This window comes from Litoribrevibacter albus, assembly GCF_030159995.1.
GTDB lineage: Bacteria > Pseudomonadota > Gammaproteobacteria > Pseudomonadales > Litoribrevibacteraceae > Litoribrevibacter > Litoribrevibacter albus.
Genome location: NZ_BSNM01000016.1, coordinates 768563 through 787866, shown reverse-complemented (window position 1 = coordinate 787866; position 19304 = coordinate 768563). Strand labels below are relative to the sequence as shown.

Annotated in this window: 17 protein-coding genes; 8 read left to right on the top strand and 9 right to left on the bottom strand. The window is 47.2% G+C overall.

The window, feature by feature from the left end:
• Positions 1 to 97: 97 nt before the first annotated feature.
• Together rsd and QQL66_RS18150 are read left to right on the top strand one after the other, a co-directional pair.
• On the top strand, positions 98 to 571 hold the full coding sequence (rsd, locus tag QQL66_RS18155; protein WP_284383372.1) for a sigma D regulator: 474 nt from the start codon (positions 98 to 100) through the stop codon (positions 569 to 571).
• A gap of 315 nt (positions 572 to 886) precedes the next feature.
• Positions 887 to 1816 (top strand): WD40 repeat domain-containing protein, encoded by a 930-nt coding sequence (locus QQL66_RS18150; RefSeq protein WP_284383370.1) that lies wholly within the window; start codon positions 887 to 889, stop codon positions 1814 to 1816.
• A 33-nt stretch (positions 1817 to 1849) separates the two neighbouring features.
• Here the strand turns inward: QQL66_RS18150 and QQL66_RS18145 are convergent, their stop codons facing one another.
• Together QQL66_RS18145 and QQL66_RS18140 are read right to left on the bottom strand one after the other, a co-directional pair.
• A complete protein-coding gene (locus tag QQL66_RS18145) occupies positions 1850 to 2560 on the bottom strand; it encodes an FKBP-type peptidyl-prolyl cis-trans isomerase (protein ID WP_284383368.1) in 711 nt (236 codons plus the stop codon).
• A 7-nt stretch (positions 2561 to 2567) separates the two neighbouring features.
• The gene (locus QQL66_RS18140) at positions 2568 to 3062 is read right to left on the bottom strand and encodes a DUF4124 domain-containing protein (RefSeq protein WP_284383366.1); all 495 of its coding nucleotides are present in this window, start codon (positions 3060 to 3062) and stop codon (positions 2568 to 2570) included.
• A 155-nt stretch (positions 3063 to 3217) separates the two neighbouring features.
• On the opposite strand from QQL66_RS18140, the gene QQL66_RS18135 reads away from it, so the two are divergent.
• On the top strand, positions 3218 to 4045 hold the full coding sequence (locus tag QQL66_RS18135; RefSeq protein WP_284383365.1) for a ParA family protein: 828 nt from the start codon (positions 3218 to 3220) through the stop codon (positions 4043 to 4045).
• Here QQL66_RS18135 and QQL66_RS18130 read toward each other — a convergent pair.
• The 3 genes from QQL66_RS18130 to QQL66_RS18120 form a co-directional block, all read right to left on the bottom strand.
• Positions 3943 to 4431, bottom strand: a complete 489-nt coding sequence (locus tag QQL66_RS18130) for a TIGR02444 family protein (RefSeq protein WP_284383363.1) — start codon at positions 4429 to 4431, stop codon at positions 3943 to 3945. The two genes, QQL66_RS18135 and QQL66_RS18130, sit on opposite strands and share 103 nt — an antisense overlap.
• Positions 4431 to 6899, bottom strand: coding sequence for a 7TM diverse intracellular signaling domain-containing protein (locus tag QQL66_RS18125; RefSeq protein ID WP_284383362.1), 2469 nt, complete (start codon positions 6897 to 6899; stop codon positions 4431 to 4433). Before QQL66_RS18125 ends, QQL66_RS18130 begins: the two co-directional genes overlap by 1 nt.
• Positions 6900 to 7028: 129 nt before the next feature.
• Positions 7029 to 7607, bottom strand: a complete 579-nt coding sequence (locus tag QQL66_RS18120; protein WP_284383360.1) for a hypothetical protein — start codon at positions 7605 to 7607, stop codon at positions 7029 to 7031.
• Between the two features lie 389 nt (positions 7608 to 7996).
• Here QQL66_RS18120 and QQL66_RS18115 point away from each other — a divergent pair, with 389 nt between their 5' ends.
• On the top strand, positions 7997 to 9445 hold the full coding sequence (locus QQL66_RS18115) for a PhoH family protein (protein WP_284383359.1): 1449 nt from the start codon (positions 7997 to 7999) through the stop codon (positions 9443 to 9445).
• Positions 9446 to 9679: 234 nt separating this feature from the next.
• On the opposite strand, the gene smrA is transcribed toward QQL66_RS18115, so the two are convergent.
• The gene (gene smrA / locus QQL66_RS18110) at positions 9680 to 10255 is read right to left on the bottom strand and encodes a DNA endonuclease SmrA (RefSeq protein WP_284383356.1); all 576 of its coding nucleotides are present in this window, start codon (positions 10253 to 10255) and stop codon (positions 9680 to 9682) included.
• 154 nt (positions 10256 to 10409) lie between these two features.
• On the opposite strand from smrA, the gene QQL66_RS18105 reads away from it, so the two are divergent.
• Positions 10410 to 11702, top strand: coding sequence for an FAD-dependent oxidoreductase (locus tag QQL66_RS18105; protein WP_284383354.1), 1293 nt, complete (start codon positions 10410 to 10412; stop codon positions 11700 to 11702).
• Positions 11703 to 11731: 29 nt separating this feature from the next.
• Here the strand turns inward: QQL66_RS18105 and QQL66_RS18100 are convergent, their stop codons facing one another.
• Positions 11732 to 12379 (bottom strand): class II aldolase/adducin family protein, encoded by a 648-nt coding sequence (locus QQL66_RS18100; protein ID WP_284383352.1) that lies wholly within the window; start codon positions 12377 to 12379, stop codon positions 11732 to 11734.
• A gap of 83 nt (positions 12380 to 12462) precedes the next feature.
• Here QQL66_RS18100 and QQL66_RS18095 point away from each other — a divergent pair, with 83 nt between their 5' ends.
• The 3 genes from QQL66_RS18095 (at position 12463) to QQL66_RS18085 (ending at position 15167) form a co-directional block, all read left to right on the top strand.
• Positions 12463 to 13308 carry an alpha/beta hydrolase gene (locus QQL66_RS18095; protein ID WP_284383350.1) on the top strand — a complete coding sequence of 282 codons (846 nt, stop codon included), beginning with the start codon at positions 12463 to 12465 and terminating at the stop codon, positions 13306 to 13308.
• Between the two features lie 544 nt (positions 13309 to 13852).
• Positions 13853 to 14722 (top strand): class I SAM-dependent methyltransferase, encoded by an 870-nt coding sequence (locus QQL66_RS18090; RefSeq protein WP_284383349.1) that lies wholly within the window; start codon positions 13853 to 13855, stop codon positions 14720 to 14722.
• Positions 14723 to 15005: 283 nt separating this feature from the next.
• The gene (locus tag QQL66_RS18085; protein ID WP_284383348.1) at positions 15006 to 15167 is read left to right on the top strand and encodes a hypothetical protein; all 162 of its coding nucleotides are present in this window, start codon (positions 15006 to 15008) and stop codon (positions 15165 to 15167) included.
• A gap of 222 nt (positions 15168 to 15389) precedes the next feature.
• Here the strand turns inward: QQL66_RS18085 and QQL66_RS18080 are convergent, their stop codons facing one another.
• Together QQL66_RS18080 and QQL66_RS18075 are read right to left on the bottom strand one after the other, a co-directional pair.
• Positions 15390 to 17156, bottom strand: coding sequence for a GGDEF domain-containing protein (locus QQL66_RS18080; RefSeq protein WP_284383347.1), 1767 nt, complete (start codon positions 17154 to 17156; stop codon positions 15390 to 15392).
• A 154-nt stretch (positions 17157 to 17310) separates the two neighbouring features.
• Positions 17311 to 19260, bottom strand: coding sequence for a sensor domain-containing diguanylate cyclase (locus QQL66_RS18075; RefSeq protein ID WP_284383346.1), 1950 nt, complete (start codon positions 19258 to 19260; stop codon positions 17311 to 17313).
• Between the last annotated feature and the right edge of the window lie 44 nt (positions 19261 to 19304).

The window sequence follows — 19304 nt, the reverse complement described above, 5'->3', positions numbered from 1 at the left end:
CCCAGAAGGAAACCACCACTTAGCAAAGCAAAACGATTTAATAGCCCCATAACGATTATTAATGCCAGCAACGACTGGCAAACAAGGGAAGACACATATGCTAGAAAATTGTAAATCCGCAAAAGAACGTTGGGGCGGTGTCAGTGAGATTATTGACCGTTGGTTAGCAGAACGCCAGGAACTCATTGTCTTATATTGTGAACTTAGCAGCATCACTCGCGAACACGAAGAATCCACTTACTCTTCAAACATTCAAAAGCTGTGTCAGGTATTAGTAGACTACGTTTCTGCGGGACATTTTGAAGTTTACGAACAGCTGATTAAAGAAGCGAACGAATTCAACGATGGCGGTATTGAACTGGCCGAACGCCTCTTTCCTAAAATTCAGGAAACCACCGAAATCGCATTAGACTTCAATGACGAATACGACAACAGCGTGCATGAAACCAACTTGCTCGAAGTCCTACCTGAGAAGTTATCTTTGCTGGGTGAAGCCTTAGAAGAACGCTTTGTACTTGAAGATCAGTTAATCGAATGTTTACACAATAGCCATAGAGAGCTGGTTGCCTAAGGCAAACCAGCTATGGCTGCCTCGCTCGGGAATCAATTTGTTCGAGTTGTTAAAGTCGATCTGGCTTCTGCCGAAACCCTCTTATAAGCATTAACAGGTTAGAACTGTTATCAGTTCTAGCTGCTAATATCGGTTATCACTAATAGCGGTTATCACTAATACCGGCCTTAACCGATATTGGATTTCGATATTCGAAGCTAGACTTAAGCTTAACGCTTCCAGATTCAACATCTAATGAGATCAGACTGCATGCCAGCCCTTCACACAAAAAGACAACGAGCATTGCTCTTTAGACGTTTTTTCAGCGTAGTCGTGATGGGTTCACTTCTCACTGCATGTAGCGGCGAACCACCCAGTCGGTATGAAGAATATGCCATTCAAGGTATCCGAGACGGTAATTTAGACCGACAAGGTGCTCATGCCGTCATTGCCTCCATCAATCACGGAGGATCATTCTGGAGCACAGAAAAGAACGAACGGCTCTATAATTGGAACCATGATTCCAATGGCTATTCTGACCTGGCTCAGACAGCCTTATCTCCAAGTGGATCGGTGGCTCTTACCGCCGATACAAAATCCATTGTTGCCTGGAACGCCGATACCGGCAGATCACTCGGCTACTGGACTGTCCCCAGCCGACTTCATTCGCTCGCCCTCCATCCGAATGGTCAGGTAGCCGCCCTGGGGCGGGAAGATAATCTCGCGAGTATTTTTGATCTTAAAGCGGGTCAGATTGTCCGATCGCTGGCCCACGAACATACCATTCGCTCAGTCTATTTCATGCCTAAAAGTGACTACTTACTGACAGGATCAGAGGACATGACCGCTAACTTGTGGAATTGGCGAACGGGGCAAAAGATCCGAAGCTGGGAACACAATTTCCCGGTCGATGTGGTCACCAGCAACCACACAGGTGATGTTATTTTTGTTGCGGCTTATATGGATAATGGTTATCTGTATGATCTGAATACCGGCAACACCATTGCAACCACCAACACCCAAAGACAGCGCATCTCAGCTGCACGCTTTTCACCAGATAATAAACGCATTGCTTTGGGGTTGTTTGATGGTCACATCCAACTACACGATGCAACCACAGGGGAACTGCTGGGCAAATGGCGCATGCACATTCGCCCGAACGTGTATCGCGAAAGCAGCTATGTCACCGACCTGGCATTTGTTTCCGGCAAGAAACTGGTGGCTCTGGGCTCCAATGGCTTACTCAACCACTTTGAATTACCTTAGCGACTGAATTAAGAGATAAATCCAGACGTCTCACTAAGGGTTTACAGCAACCAATTCCAGCTCATATTCTAAGACTTCGTTAGGTCCGACCGGTCCTGCGCCACCAGAACCAAAGCCCAGTTCAGGGGATACCCAAACTCGCCATACAGAGCCTACGGACATCTTAGGCAAAATTTTCACCCAACTTGCAGGGGCTTGCTTAACCTGAAATTGAACTGGCTTTTCAAGCTGACGAGAAGTGTCAAACACATCACCATTCAATAACTGGCCTTGGTAGTGAACGGCCACAGTATCCTCTAGTCCTGGATGCGCACCCGTTCCCTCTTTCACAACTTCGAATTGAAGCCCGGGCTCGATCTCCTGAACACTGGACGATTTGAGATTCTCTTTCAGAAATTTTTGACCACGTTCAAAGTTTGCCTGAGCCAATTGTTCAAAGGCCGCTTCCTGATCTTTACGAGCAGCTTCCTGAGACAAACGATAGCGCTCAAAGGCATCCTTAATTTGCTGATCAGATAATTTCAGAGGTTGCCCTTGGTAACTGTCACGCAACCCTTGTTCAAACACGGTCATATCCAGCTGATTGGTTTCTTGTTGTAGCCTGGCCCCAAACACAACGCCAATGGCATAACTTAATTTTTGCTGATCCGTCATTGCCACGGGCTGAACGTCAGACTCAGCCGCGATCCCCCCAACCGACAAAGTTAACGCCGCAGACGCTACCAAATTCTTAACAACTTTCACTCTTCACCTATTTTTTGTTGGCATTAAACTGTTCTAATGTCTTGTTCCGTTGATCCAGTAATTGCTGATACTGTTTTGCCTGATCCATCAGCTCTGGCACCTCGGTCAAAGGAACGGTAGTCAAAGAAGGCCCGGCAGAGGGTTCAGGCACCTTCATCGGTGTCACTTCCACCTCGGATTCCTCTTCTTTCTTCGCTAGTGACTGAATAATATTGGCATTAGGATTATATTTTAGTGTCTCATTGTCCACATGATCCTGAGGCTTGTCAGAGAAATGCCACTGTCCCTCTTTGTCTTTCCATTTATAGACAGTGGTCAATCCGGAAGGAGACTGAGGCGTCACATCGGGGTCAGAACTTGATGCTGAGCCACTGTCTTGAGAAGGCAAAGAAAAAAAATCTTGCCAGGAAAGCAAGGGTTTTCCATCCGGCCCTTTAATCAACATTGGCGCGACTACCGCCCCCACAAGAGCCAACAACATCAGCTTAATCATAATTTTCATAAAATGGATAACCTGCCTAAAGAATTATTTTCTATGAACGATCAATACGTTATGGTCTACATTTAACTCAACCATGGTTGGAAAAAGAGACTCAAGATAACTTAAGTCTTAACCTTAGTTCATAGGCTGTCCAGGCCAAGAAATAAGGACACCCTATGATCACTCAACAGGTCGCTGAAATGGCTCGCCAGTACCATAGAAAAAGCATCCCAAGAATCCTTATTACCAATGCCAAAGGCGGCAGTGGCAAGACAACGATTGCGACCAATTTAGCAGCCCATTATGCCCAGGACAATGATGTCACCATCATGGACTTTGACTCTCAGCAATCCAGCACCTCATGGCTGACGCTGCGCCCGAACACCTTGAATCCGATTCAACTGCAGTCCGGTTTCAAATTAAATCACCTGAATCAAACTCGCAGCTGGCAACTGAGGTCGTCCATCGAAAGCGATCTCATCATTCTCGACACGCCGGCCGCCATGCCGGATTTCGCTTTGGAAGAAGTCGTCTCCTGTTCAGACGTGATCCTGATTCCTGTCTTGCCTTCAATGATAGACATCAAGGCGGTGGAGCACTTTATTTATCATCTGTTGCAAGCTCGTGCTTATCGTCAAAACCCCATTCCTGTAGGGATTATTGCCAACCGGGTACGCCGAAACACCAAAATATTTGCAACCTTGAGCCAGTTCCTAAAAGAGCTCGGACTACCTGTTATCTCCATTCTTCGAGACACTCAGCAGTACATCAAAGCCTTTGAACAAGGAATGGGCTTGGTAGAGTTGGACAGAATCCACCCAAATGATAATCGATCCATGCATCTCATTACTGAATGGATCGACAGCCACCTATTCCAACAGCCACCAGACAGCAGCAAGCTTCACGAAGTGACGGTTGAAATAAATTCGTTCATTGCGAGAGAAAAGTCTGAATCATCCACATCGATGGACACGACACCTAATGAAGTAGCAGCCTTTAAATAGTCTGCCAACACCTGAGCCAGATTCTCATTCAAGCTAGCCCCCTCAAGCGCTGCCAATCCCATCGAGCTCTGTTGTTCAAGCCAGGCAATATGAACGCGTTCCAGAGATAACTCCACCGACTTTAATGCCTGATAGGTGGATTCAGACACTCCGGATTTGGCATCCCGACGAAAATTCCGAACCGGCGCCACCAGCTTGGCTAACACCTGACTGTCCCGCTCTTGCGTTAACAAGGGTCGCCAGGAAATGGTCTGGCCTTTGTTGGCCAGATACACGGCCATCAATAAATGGTTTATCACCAAGCCATAGTGGTCCTGAAGCTTAAGCAATACCGCTTCCACGCCTGATTTGCCATAAACAGCACAGGCATGCCCCCAGAAACTCATCAGGCTTTCTTCTTCGGTAAAGGGACGACGTTTTCAGAGACCTGAATAAAGCCATCCGAACTCACATCTCTCACGGCTTCATTCTGAGAGATATCCACTTCCAGATACCTTGGTACCTCGATTGAGAGAGCAAAGCCCTGGTGATCCAACACCTGTACCCGCCCTTGTAACAACTGCGTAGTCACATTAAAGACGATGTACATGCCCAACCCTGTTCGGCCTAAGGCTCCACGCTGGGTGGTATAGAACGGCATAAAGATTTTTTCCTGCACAGCCTTATCCAAACCTTTTCCGTTATCCTTGTAGGTTAACGTGACTTTTGAGGGCTGTACCTCCAACTCGACACGAATCGACTTATTCAATTGATCTTTAACAAAGCCATGTTGCAGAGAATTCTCCATCAGCTTTTCGAGAATCAATAAAAACGCCTGTGGATAACTGCACACATCAACTTGGTTTGGCACGTTTAGATCGAGACAAATGCCAGTCAGATCCGGACCATCTCCCAGAGCAATTCCGCGAACCAGGTCAGCCAGATCAAACTCTTTTTGGGAATACCCCAAGTGGTGTACCGACACTTGGCGGAAGTTATGCACCAAATTCTCGATACGTTTGAGGTTACGTGACATCAGATCAATCCCGTCACCCAACACATCAATGAAGCTTTCAAAACTGTGACGCGACATCTTTCCGCTTTCGAATTGTTGCTTCAACTCCAACTGTCGATCTTCAATCAGACTCAAACTGGTGAGGTTAATACCCAGTGGTGTACTGACCTCATGCGCGACGCCGACGACCACTTCTTCCAAGGCCGCCATTCTTCGGCGCTCTTCTTCCTGACGGTAAGTTTCAGCGTACTTCCGCTCGGTAATATCCACCACCGAACCTTCCAGGTGATCCACATTACCGGCAATATCCATCACGGTTCGAACCGTCATAGAAACCCAGATGTAAGAACCGTCTTTGCAGCGCAGTTTTAACTCTCGGTCCATCACCGACTTTTCACGAAGCAGTTTTCGGAACAGCTCATCCATGTCCGGCTTATCCGCCGCCAGATCATGAGAAATACTGCTGATTTGTGAGACCATTTCCTGCGGCGACTCATAACCAAACATGTTGGCCAACGCCCCGTTGACCCGAATAAAGCGATCCTGGAGATTACTTTGGAACATCCCAGCAACAGCGTTATCGTAGAGATCCTGATAGCGTTTCAGATTTAAGATGGATTCCCGCTGAGCACGAATCATCTCTTTTTCTGCCAATGCTTTTTCTTTCTGTGCAATATCAATACGACGGGCAAGCGCCAGCGACAATAGCAGCACTTCGAACACTGCCCCGAACTGATAGGCATGTGCCGTCACAAAGTTGGTTGGAATAATGCCTATCGCCCGAAGATTACCCAACACCAAGCCCACCAATAACAGAGCCCAAGCCACCGTAAAGTAATGCGCGAACTTATTCCCTTTCGACCAAAGGTAAGCACCGGTACTGAAACCACTGATGGTCACCACCAACGCCAGCACCACAACCATTGGGACTAAATATTTGTACGGGATCACCGTCACACCGACGACCAATCCAACAGCCATGATCATCAGCATTCGGAAATAGAGATCCAGCCTCGGGTTTTTCCCCGGCAGTTCCATAAATACCCGGATGAAGGCAATCATCGCAACCTCGTTGAGGGCATAGGAAAGCGGCAACATATAAGCATTCAGCCAAGGTAAATTTGGCCATAAGTGTTGGAAAGCCACCCCTTCATAAACGAGTTGAAAGAACAAAAAGGTCGAGACAAAGAGCACATAATAGGCATACGCCCGCTGTCGAATCACGGCATAGATAAACAGGTTATAGAGCACCATCACTAACATGATGCCGAAGTAACCACCACGCACCACCAAGATATTATCTTGCTGCGTTTCATAGGTGGATTCACTCATGACACGCAATGGCCAGGTCACCGAACCATCAGTTTGCAAGCGGAAATAGACATCGATCTGATCGCCAATCTTTGAATCCACAGAGAACACAAACTGTGGATGTTCGATAGGTCGACTGTAGTAAGGACGCGAATCCCCGGTTTGATGCGCTTTCACCAGCTGGCCGTTTCGATATATCCAGACATCGACAAAATCAATCAAGGCGTACTCACCCCGAATGATTAACGGTTCATTGATTTCACTGTTGAATTGGCTATGAATCCAGAACTTGGAGCGGCTGTAGCCGAAGTTTAAGGAGTCGTCCGGCACTGGCTGCCATAATTCAGCCTGTTCCCGAACCATCTGAATGTTGTATTCGCCATGACGGTCTTCAATGTATTTAGAGGCGTCTTCCAACGAATAAATGTCGCCTTGGTGAACTTCAATAAGTTTCGGCCACACCAAGTCATTAATGTCTGTGTCAGCACGACAAGTCAGGGACGATGCCAGAACGGCCAGCATTAGTACAACATATCTAATCCAACACATGAGGGCGCCTTTTATTATTTTTTTACTCAAGGGCTAAAACCTCTGATCGTACTGCTTTTTGATTAGGTTTTATCATGACTCTTTCTGAGAAAGATATCACCTCAAGATCCAAGGGCATACCAAAATTATTTATTCAGATGCCAAACCTGATCGCCCCTTCAGACGAAACAATTCGGATTCCATCTGTTTCAAATCTCGCTTATAGGTAATCAGTAAAGGCACAACTTCCTTGTACAAACACCAATCGCCTCGGATATCTTCACGAGGCACCACAGAGGAAGAGCCCACATTGGTTTCGGCCTTGTAGCGAGTAATATCACCAGACGTTTCGGATAACTCTTCTTTTTCTTTCTTGAGCTGCTCTACTGTCGCCTGAAGCACCGCATTGCGATGTACGTGTTCCTCATTCAGAGCCCGGGCCTCTTCTAATTCCCGTTTTAAGGCTTCCAGTTCAGCACGGTCAGCCAGATTCTCTACACTGGAACTACTTTGTGAGGACTGCGCTTCTTCCAGCTGACTTTCTACCGCATGTAAACGGTCTTTCAACTGTTCAAATTCACCCAATACGCTTTGCAACCGTGACTCAATGGAATCAACGGTTTTTTCACTGGATTGCTTCACTTCGGTGAATTCACCCACCAAAGAATCGATACGTCCCGCTTCTTTTAAAACGCGACTAGCAACCTTCTTTAAAATATCTTCTTCCATGACCGTTCCTGACACAGACATAATTAATCATTACCTTCCTTTAAACTCTCGGCAAACTCAATAAAAACTTGATCCTTATGCTTATTTTGAAGAGTTTACGACCGCAAACTCCCTGTCCGTTCATCCGTCTGCTACTTGACCGATGCGCTAACTGTTTTAAAGTATAGTTAAGTTATTACTGTTGTGATTAATAGAAATCATAATTTTAATAATGCAATGTCGCTGATCAGATTGGTTTAGTGTCATTTATATGTTGTAGGGTTGCCAACGCCAGAAACGATAGATTATCGATCTATTAAAAATAGCGATGTCGATCCGTTAAATTGTCATTAAAACAACATATTGGCGAAGCAGACTTAATTAGGAATTTAAGCGCACAGGGCCGTACTATGACAAAATCAACAACACGGACAACCACGACTCGCCTCAACAGCATCCACCGCACGCCTTCTCCTGAATTAAAATCCAAGATTTTCGTCCTCGACACCAATGTCCTCATTCATGACCCGAACTCGGTGATTAATTTTGATGAGCATCAGGTGGCCATCCCCATCACAGTGTTGGAAGAACTCGATAAACTTAAATCGAGCAAACACACGGTGTCGGCAGATTGCCGACAGGCCATACGGAGGATCGACGAACTGATCGGCGATGCACCTCCGGATCAGGTCGAACGGGGGGTTCCCATCATCCGACCGGACAGCAAACAAGCCAGGGGCAGCATCTCCATTCTCATGTCCGACCCCGATCCCAAAATCACCCCGCTCAACCCCGCTCTTCCTAACGATCTCAACGACAACAAAATCATCAACCAAATCGTCAAACTGCAATCCAACGCCCCTCACTCCGAATACGTTCTCGTCACTAAAGACATCAATATGCGCCTCAAAGCCAGAGGTTGTGGCCTTCGCGCCGAAGACTACCAAAACGACCAACTGGTATCGGACATCGACTTGTTACCGGCCGGTTTTATTCAACTGGAAGGGTCATTCTGGGACAGCATCGACAATGTGGAATCGGTGTTGGATGGCAAACGCGCCAAACACATCATTCCCCGAGACACCATCGATTATGAGGTCTACTACAACCAGTTCATCATTGATGAACAAGGCTTCATTGGTAAGGTGGTTGAAATCAACAAGGACACCATTGCCCTGAAAGACATGTGTCATGAACTGATGATGTCGCAAGAAGCCTGGGGGCTCACCCCAAGGGACATCTATCAAGCCATGGCCCTGAACATCTTGCTTGACCCCGACATTCATCTGGTCACCTTAACCGGCAGCGCCGGCTCGGGCAAAACCATTCTGGCACTGGCTGCGGCCATTGAACAGACCATGTCGATTAAACGCTACAAGCGCATTATCGTCACCCGAACCATTCAGGGGCTGGATGAGGACATCGGTTTCTTACCCGGCACGGAAGAAGAAAAAATGGAGCCCTGGCTCGGCGCAATTACCGATAACCTCGAAGCACTGCACGATGACGATGAATGTCGGGATGGCAGTCTGGACTACCTGCTCCAGAAAGTGCCTTTGCAGTTTAAGTCACTGAATTACATGCGCGGCAGGAGCTTCCAGCAAAGCTTTATTCTGATCGACGAATGCCAGAACCTGACACCCCATCAGATCAAAACCATCATTACCCGAGCAGGCGCCGGCAGTAAAGTGGTGTGCCTAGGCAACCTCGCCCAAATCGACACCGCCTATATGAACCCGATCAGTTCCGGGCTGACCTACTTAACGGCACGATTCCGTCAGTTCCCGTTGGGCGGAACACTGCAATTACAAGGCGTGCCTCGTTCTCAACTGGCGGAATACGCGGAGCAATATTTATAAGAGAAAAAATGTATAAAAGGAAAGATGCATTCAAGAGAAGCAATAACTCTCTTTGAAAATGGGACGTTAACAACCTCATGAGAGCCTAATGCAGTAATTAGGCCCTCATGAGATCGTATCGAATGACCTCGCATCGAAAAGGTCGCGTCTAATGAGATCACGGCGAGTCAGGTTGTTTGCAGCCCTACTAACAAGAGCCAACAACTAATAAGCTAACCCCTAATACCGCCAATCTTAGCGAGGACGATTATTCAGACGATTCTTCTGTTTCTCACTTTCACTCTTCTTGAGCAATACATACACCGCGCCAACACCGCCGTTTTGCTTTAATGCGCTATGGAAAGCCAACACTTCAGGAATTTCTTTCAGCCATTTATTGGTGTAACTCTTCAATAACGCGCGCGGTTCTTCCCGTTCACCCTTCCCGTGCACAATGATGCCGGTACGGATATCGTATTTCAGGCAATCCTGAATGAACTGAAAGACCGCTTTACGGGCTTGCTCCACGGTGTGATGGTGCAAATCGAGCCGGGCATCCATCGTGTATTTGCCCTGACGCAGTTTTTTATAGACGCCTTCCTGAACACCGTCCTTCTTATACTCAAGCGGGTCTTGCGGCAGAACAAACTCGATATAGTCTTGCTCTGTGGTCAGGAAATTAGTGTCCGTTGGTAAATCAGAAACGGCCGCCTGTTTACGGGCCAATAAGCCCGGTGTGACTTCGGTTTCTTTTTTAATATCGGCTTTATTTTGTTGCTTAAGAGGCTGAACATCCCCAACTTCTTTCAAGAACTCATCAAAGTCATCCATTGGTTTCACCCTCCTGCCATTAACATTTGTTATTACTTTGAGCACAGATGTGAATTACCATGCCCAGATCATTAGACACATTTTACTGCATTTGTTTTTATAGGTCTTTCCATTAGATCTTACTCATACACGTCAACATCGAGAACATAAGCGCATGAATAAGCCTTCTCTGGCAGTCATCGGTAGCGGTATCGCAGGTTTATCAGCCGCGTGGTTATTGAAAGACAAATACCACGTTACTTTATTCGAGAAGCAGGATCGACCAGGCATGGGAGCCTACTCGGTGGATGTAGGGGAAGCAGATGCACCCGTTCTGATCGATATCCCGTTACGGATCATCACTTCAGGCTATTATCACGAGCTCTATCAGTTGTATCGTACCGTTGGCGTCGCCATTGAGCGCACCGATCACGCAGGCGCCTTCTTTAAGGATTCCGGCGAACAAATCTTTCACTATAAAAACTACAGCCTTGGTAACCGCAGTTATTCTTTCTTGAACAGCCCGAATAGGTTTGCCCGCACCAACATCAGCCATGCTTTTGAAGCGAAAGAGTTTTTGTGGAAACTGAACAGAAAGGTCATCGCCAACACCGATCAAATGACCTTTGGCGAATTTCTTCGACACGCCGGCTATCAGCACTCGTCTTTTGTGAAGCTGGTCTTGATGCCTATGCTATCGACCATATGTACCTGTGACTACGACAGCATTTATAAGTATCCGGCTAACATCATCATTGATTACTTAACCTGCGGTGTTGCCGATGAAGGTGTGTGGAAGGCAACTCACGGAGTAAAAGACATTGTCGCTCGCCTGACACAAGGCTATGAGGTTCGAACGGGTCAGGCCATCGAATCCATCAAACCGGATGCTAATAAGTCGTCAGCTATTGAAATCGTACTGGCAAATGGGGAAACACACACCTTCGATCAGGTGGTTCTGGCAACCCAGCCTCAACATGCAGCACAGATGACCAAAGAGATTGATCCCGAGATGTCAGAGGCATTGGCCTCCATTCGTTATGAACAAAGTGAGATGGTTGTTCACCGGGATCAAAGCATTTACCCAATTCATTGGCAGACCTTGTCTCCGGTGTATTATTCGGTTGATCCCAAAGCACAACGCCCCATGGCCACGGTGTGCCTGAACAAGTCCATGCCGAGCGTTAAAGATTGTCAGCCCGTGTTTCAAACCTGGCATCCTACGGTCGAATTAAATCCCAAGCAGGTACTCGCCCGAGCCACCTTTGAACGACCATTGATTAACTTTGATACACTAAAGACCCTGAAATTTATTCAGCAAAAAATGCAGCAACCCCAAAACAATCTTTGGTTCTGCGGCTCTTATCTGGGTGGAGGAATTCCTTTGCTGGAAGCAGGAGTACGCTCTTCGCTGGCGGTAGCGAATACGCTTAACGTTTACGCGCCCTGGCAAACGAAATCGGTTTAAAGCGACCTAAAACACCCAGCTGAAAACAATTACGCACCACCCACAGAAACCGAGTGAAACATGGCTTTGGCTAAGGTCGTCAACATGATGTCCATAGCCAGTTCAGCCGTTCGGCCGTAGCTGACTACGCCGTCCTGATGGCCTTTCATCACGAAAATACCTTGTTCGGGCGACGCCATCTTCCGGAATAACGTTTGTACTGCGTACGCCATCTCGGGTGTGCCATAGGGAATAGATGCATCAGTATAGTCCAGCGCCAAATGATCCGACTGCGTCCAAATCTCCGGACAATGACTGTGCACGACCCAATTCACCTGATCAGAACATTGATATATTGCGGCGTGCGTCATCGATTCTGAAGACGGAGGTAAAACGCCTTCGGAAACAATCCGGTTGTGTTTGATATCGGCACTTAACACTCGGGCAAAGGTCGTGTCATCGGAGTCCATCACACCGCTGGTTTGACTGGCACTGATCAGAAACTGAGCCCCGGTTTCACGGGCACTGATGTTGCCATACCCCAAGCCCTGATAGCGCTGTGGGTCTTGACCAAGTAATGCCAACCGACGGGCCAGATCCCGCCAGACCTTCAGATCATCCATCACATCTGAATGCAGTGGCTCAGCAAGCGTCGTGTGTTGAAGTGAAAATTTAATGACGCCTTCGCGTTCTTCCATAGCCTGTCCTTACGAGTGTTTGCACCAGAGACGGTTCTCAAACTAGAATCAACGGAATTGTTCGTACCAGCGAAAATGAAATCATGTCTAACAACGCCAAACCGAAGTTCTCCATCTATTCCACGCGGGATCAATCCCCCATGCATTTTTCAGGTGCAAATGGGTTTCCTGTCGGCTGCTACGATACCTTACTTAACGGACTCAGTCAGAAATACTCTATCACGAGTCTCTGGCATCGAGGTCTGTGGCCCAATATTGGAGAGCCCGCTACACAGCTCACTTGGGATGACTACGCCAACGACCTGATTCAACATCTGAAAAAGCAACATAAGCAGCCTGTGATCGGTCTTGGGCATTCGATGGGAGCAACCATCACCTTAATGGCCGCAGCCAAAGCACCCAAGCTCTTTTCCAAACTCATCCTGATTGAACCTGTGATCATCAGCCCGATGTTGAGTTTCCTCTGCCACTACGCGCCGACCCGTTGGTTATCCGGTATGGAGCCGATGAAATCCGCTTTGGCTAAACCAACGCAATGGCCATCCAAAGATGCCACATTTGCCCAATTTAAAAAACGCCCGGCATATAAACGCATTCCGGACGATCAGCTCAAACACATGGTCGAAAGCATGGTCGACAAACACACCAACCAGGTAGAATTGGTCTACCCCGTCGACTGGGAGATCGCCAATTATCTGTCTGGTCGAAATGTATTAAAAGACGTTCAGAAACTGAAAGTACCCACCGCGATCATTCGAGGTAAACCCTCATTATTCATTCACGATAAAAGCTGGCACAAAATTCTGCGGGCACAACCTAAACTGCAGATTATGCACGAACGTGAGTACGGGCATTTAATGCCGTTTGAAGCACCTCAGATTACCAGGCAGTTAATTATGTCCGCTATAAAACGGCTTGATGATAAATAACCCACCCAAAGAGAACAGATAGCAGAAAGAACAGATAACAGAAAGAACAGCTAGAGTAGAAAGCGTTCGCTGGAAGCAATCCATCTACTTCCAGCGATCAATAACCCATCATTCATAACCAATCACTAATAACCCGTCATTAATCAGCAGACATCAAGTGATTACAGTTACCACGATTAAACCTGCAACGTACAGGGTTGCTCCCCAACCCACAGCTAATAGAACACTCATTGCAGACTTAACACTGGGATTCATGGTTTGTGCATGATACATAAACAGACCCTCTTCGTTGATCAGTAGTCACAACCACAAGTGAAGTCAGCACTCTATAGAAAGTGTATGACAATCTTCGGACGACAATAGCCAGCCTAACCGAACTCACTGTTTCGAGTTAGTGACCTATGAAACAGAGGCAATAACAGCCTATCTTCCGAATGATTAATTAACGTTTGATGTGTTCTTAGTCAGTCTCTTAGAAATGCGTCATAATCCATTAATATCATGGGATTATTTTTTAACCACCAATCCGATAAGAGTCCTGTTTATGAATAGTGTAATGTTCATCCTCGGTTTCATCAGTGCCCTGCTCGTCTTGTTTTTGTGGCGTGCATTCCACTTGAAACGCTTCGATCTTTCCGACGAACTGCTCAATCTGTCGCCAACCGATCACCACTGGGGCAACCTGGGTTTCTGGGAAAATACACAGGATTATCAGCAAGCCTGCCGTCAACTCGCTCGAAAAGTCGGAGATACCGCAGAGCTGAACCCTCAAGCCGACCTTCTCGATGTAGGCTTTGGCTGTGGGGATCAACTGATTCTCTGGGATACGGTCTATCACGTAAACAGTATTTCGGGCGTTAATACGTCCCAGACACAAGTAGGTCTCGCTCAAAAGAAACTGCGTCAGGCAGGGGTAAATGCCTTTCTTCACCACTACGATCACAGAGCCATTGAAAATCAACCGGATCGCACCTTCTCACACGTTCTGTCCGTTGACGCCGCCTATTTCTTTGAAGACAGAGAAGCCTGGTTCACACACGTACATAGGGTATTAAAGCCGGAAGGCAAACTGGTGGTCACAGACCTGGTCATGCCCGATCAACCTTCAGACCTACTGCAAGAGTTCATCATGCGGTGTCTGTTGTGGCTGTGCGGTATCCCCAGAGATAATGTCATCACCCTCGATGCCTACAAAAAACAGCTGCAAGAAGCCGGTTTTTCTCAGGTCACCGAAGAAGACATTTCAGCTTCGGTACTGGATGGCTTTGCTCAATGGCTACCTGCATATCGCAAACAATTTGAAGGATTAAAAGATTACCCTATCTGGCAAAAATACATGGCCACCAGCAAGTTTTTATCCTGGTTAAGAAAGCACGACTTACTGCGCTGCTATCTTATTTCAGCACAGCGCTAGCTCATTACGGCGCAACGTTAGCTTATTACAGCACAACGTTAGCTTATTACAGCACAACGCTAGCTCATTACAGCACAGCGTTAACCTCTCTTTCGGCGCCTTTCACACGTTGATCCCGACGATCAGGTCGTTCAAAAATTGATCTATATCAAGAACCCACCGCCATTTCGATTCACGGCGGTTGGGTTATTGATTCGGATCAATGTTTCTCCCGCCAGTTACTCTAATCTGAACCCAGGTTAGAAATTAAAAGCCCAAAAGAAATAAGGGTAAGGAGAGACAAATGAGCAGCATTTACGATTTTCAAGAAACAGCAGTATACGATGACGAGCCAATGGAAAAAGCAGATAACTCAATTCTTACTTATCTAGCACCCATTGCAGTGTTAGCAGTGTTGAACCTGATTCCTACAGCAGCAGGTTTATTCCACTACTTCACACGATAGCGATTTTAAGGACGTGGTCTTAGGGTCTGACGGCGTCCTTCAGCACAGTGGCGATGAGCCAGTAATGCGATTTTCGATTCCCTCCTAATCGAGTCTTTTACCGGGGTTAACCCCCGGCTTTTTTGTTTCTGACATTCTCAGAAAACATTAAATCGCAAGCGCTGTTGTAACCGTTGTAAGGGGTTTTTACTGACTCTACGTTTCGGGTGCAGCGGCGGCCAATCACACCGCTGTTTGCATCTCATCGAGGTTCGCTAAGCTGTCAGATACCCGAAGCACCGAATATTTCGAGACCAGTAGTTTTGCTCGTTTCTTCGCACGCGCCGCCAACGTTGAAATATCAATGAGCAACTCGCCTTCCGGCGCATCCTGCTGAACGACCCCCACAGACAAGGTGCTTAGCGGAAACTTTTGAGGTTTACCGTTCCGGTCAAAAGCATCCATATATCCCAACGTCACCATCGAAGGTGGATAAAAGCTCTTTACCTTCTCGACGAACGCATCTTGCACGGTTTTACAGATCTCTGCCAAATCCGCCACTCCGTCAAACACCACCACAAAATCATCACCACCCACATGGCCGATAAAGGTTTTATGTTCCTGCAAGTGGGCTCGTAGCGTATTCGCCAGCAACTGAATGACCTGATCGCCAATCGAATACCCCAGCACATCGTTCAGAGGCTTAAAGTTGTCGATATCGAAATACAGCAAGGAGTAAGTTTCCCGCGACTCTTCCATTTCACGCAACTTCTCATTGATTGGGACATTGCCTGGCAAGAGCGTCAGTGGATTCGCATACCGCGCCGAACGAATTTTCATGTCCGTAATGCGCTTGAGAACATCCCGCGTACTGCCCACGCCAAAGTACTTGCTCTCTTTGGTGATGATAAAGTGCTGGCGTATGTAAAGATCTTCCTCGTCCGTCAGCATCCGACTGACAATCGATAAATCTTCCCCCCAGGGCACCACAATCGGGGTTTGAGTCATGTAGTGCTTTACCGGCTTCTTCTCATGCAACGCCCGACCAAAGGGCAACGCAAACAGCTCCATTAAGCTCCATTTGGAAATCATGCCGATGGGCTTGTCATCATCCACCACCGGAATTGACGAGATATGACCGGCTTTGGAGAAGCGTTGAATGACATCTCCCAACAAAGTCGAGGGACTGACAGGTTGAATGTAGGTGGCTAAGGCACCGACCTTACCCAGCGAGATTTTGTTCTCCATGGTCGGTCTGGAACGGTTCAGGTTGGTCACCACCGGGTGCACTTTGGGCTTGCCGAAATAAAAGCCCTGGCACAGAGGAATGCCCAACTCGTGAATGGTTTTGTATTCCGACTCGGTTTCTACCCCTTCGGCTACCAACTGGCAGCCCATGCCGTTTGCCAAATTAACTACGGAAGCAACAAATTCGCGTTTGACCAAATCGGTATCGATGTCTCGGATGAAGTGTCGATCAATTTTGACATAATCGGGCTTCACTTCGGACCAAAGCTTCAGCCCCGAGTACCCTGCACCCAGGTCATCGATGGCAATCTTAAAGCCCCGTTCTTTGAGAATGGCCAGCGCTTTTAATGTCTGGCCCATATCTGTAGCTGGATAGCGTTCTGACAGTTCCAACACGACACGAGAAGGATCAAGATCTAATTCATCAATCAGCGTGTCCAGTTTATCCAGATCGAATTCCGGCAGCTCCAACACCTGTGGACTGATGTTCACAAAGAGCAAACCTTCAATACCCAGACCTCTGAATTTCTTAACCGCTTTGTTTCGACAGAGCTGTTCCAGCTCTTGCTGTACGCCGGCTCGTTCTGCCGTTTCGAACAATACGCCTGCCGCATACAGCGGGGAATCGGATGGTCCGCGACTCAGGGCTTCATAGCCCAGCACCAATTGCTTTCGAATATCCACAATCGGTTGAAATACGCTTTGAATCAATCCCTGACTGATGATTTCCCTAAGTGACTCTTCCAATGCACACCAATTCATATCATCTGCCCATCGCCTTGTCTCATAGATCACCTTCATTCAAAAGGTCTAAGTATTTTGGCGTATGGTGCAGGGAAGTTATGACAACTATGTGACAACGGCTGTTTTGCCGTATCCACCGCGTTATAACCGGTTAAAACACAATATGAATTGATCAACGAGCCGATTGGGAAGAGGGTGGCTCGAACGTACCTTGTACCACCTTCGAGGAGGAAATGACTTGGTTGCGACCGTTTTCTTTCGCCAGATAGAGCGCATTATCCGCGCTCTTATATAAATCATCTTCATCAGTAGCCGGGTTGCTTTCAGCAACGCCAAAGCTACAGGTAATGTCATGACCAGCCAACGGAAAGGCGGCCACCATTTTTCGAACACGTTCCACCACCATTAACGCATCCTTCAGTTGGGTATTCGGTAACAGAATGGCGAACTCTTCACCGCCCACACGGCAGACAACGTCCAAGGTTCTTGTTTCTTGTTCAAGCAAAGCGGCAAACGCCTGCAACACCTCATCACCAACATCATGGCCAAATTCATCGTTCACGTGTTTGAAGTGATCAATATCGGCCAGAGCCATACAGAACGTCTGATCCGGATGCCGTTTTAAATTGCTGAAAAGCCCGGTCACCTGATGATCATAGTAACGACGATTTTTACATCCGGTTAAGGCATCCGTGATAGTTAAACTCCGCAAGCGCCGTTCCAACGCCTTTTGTTCACGAATGTCCATCCAGGACCCCACATATCCCTGGTTTTTACTCTTAGAGGATTCCAATGGAAAGAGCTGAAACAACCCTTCCACATCCCGTCCCTGAGCATCCACAAAGCGCAACTCCCCTTTCCAGGAAGAATCACAACTCAGTTGTTGCCACATACGTTCAAAAGCGATGCGATCCTCTTCATTGAGAAAGGAAGAGAAGCGTTGGCCACATAAGTCCCTGATCGACATTCCCATCACTTTCAGACACTCATTATTTACTTTTATGATGTTCTGATTCAGATCCAACAAGATAATCGGAGACATCGATTGCATGGCCGCCTGTGCCATGAACGACAATTCCTCCATCATGGAATGTCGGTACATCCACCAGGATAAGAAACAGGCAATAATGACAATAACAATGGAAATAATGATAAACCGTGTATGCAACCCTTCGAGTTGAGGCGCCGCGAGCACCAGCACCTTTTCTTCAGAAAAATAGGCCAATAGCCAGCTTTGATACAGGCCGACATTGTCGAATTCGATCTCTAGAGGATGAACTGTGAAATACAATCCGTGCTCTGACCATACCGGATCGGGCTTGCCCTTAACGAGCAACTGAATGCCTTGCCAGGTATTAGGAAATGCCTGAGAAAATTTAAACGGACTGGACGGGGCTGGCTCAAAGGCAGGGCTTTGTTTTCCTGCCTGTAACCGGGCATCTTCACCAAACAGGTAGTTAGCTCTCTGTGACATCATTAAGAGAAAGGCACCGTCTTTGCCTATCAGCCTTAAAACATCGTTGATGAAACCGTTCACAGAGACCGTTTGTATGACATACCCCATCGGTAAAAAGCCATCATAAACCGGGGCCACAATGTCTAGATGAGGGTCTTGGTATTCGTCTGGGTCACCGATAAATAACCCGACCTCGTTCATTGAAATCTGTTTTACAAATGGAAAGTAATCGTACTGGGAAACGCGCGACTCCTGGTTCGAAGTCTGATAAACCTGACTCTTCTCCGGCGTGACTTCCAACCGAGTTTCCCCGGTCAAATCCGCTAACTTTAAAGAAATTGTGGCGGGATTCTTTAACAGCACATTTTCAAAGGAATCCAGCACCAAACCTTCGGTTTGATCATTATTAAAAAGAGATTGAACAATGGATAAATCGGACAGTAAGAAGGTCGTTTGTTCAAGGTTTTGCAGGCGTGTAGTAATCTGACGCTCAAATACCTGCAATAATTGACGCGTCAGAAGCACCTGTTCGGAAACAACTTGATCCACGATCCGTTTCTCGGCTTGTTTAACATGCAAAAAAGCCGCAGCTAAGCCAAGTACAAACAGCAGGAGAAAGGTCAATATGACCTTAATGCGAATCGGCAACGAAAAGAAGATCTTCACAAACGTATACAACCAAGATCAAGACTCCCCCTAAGATTAGCTCG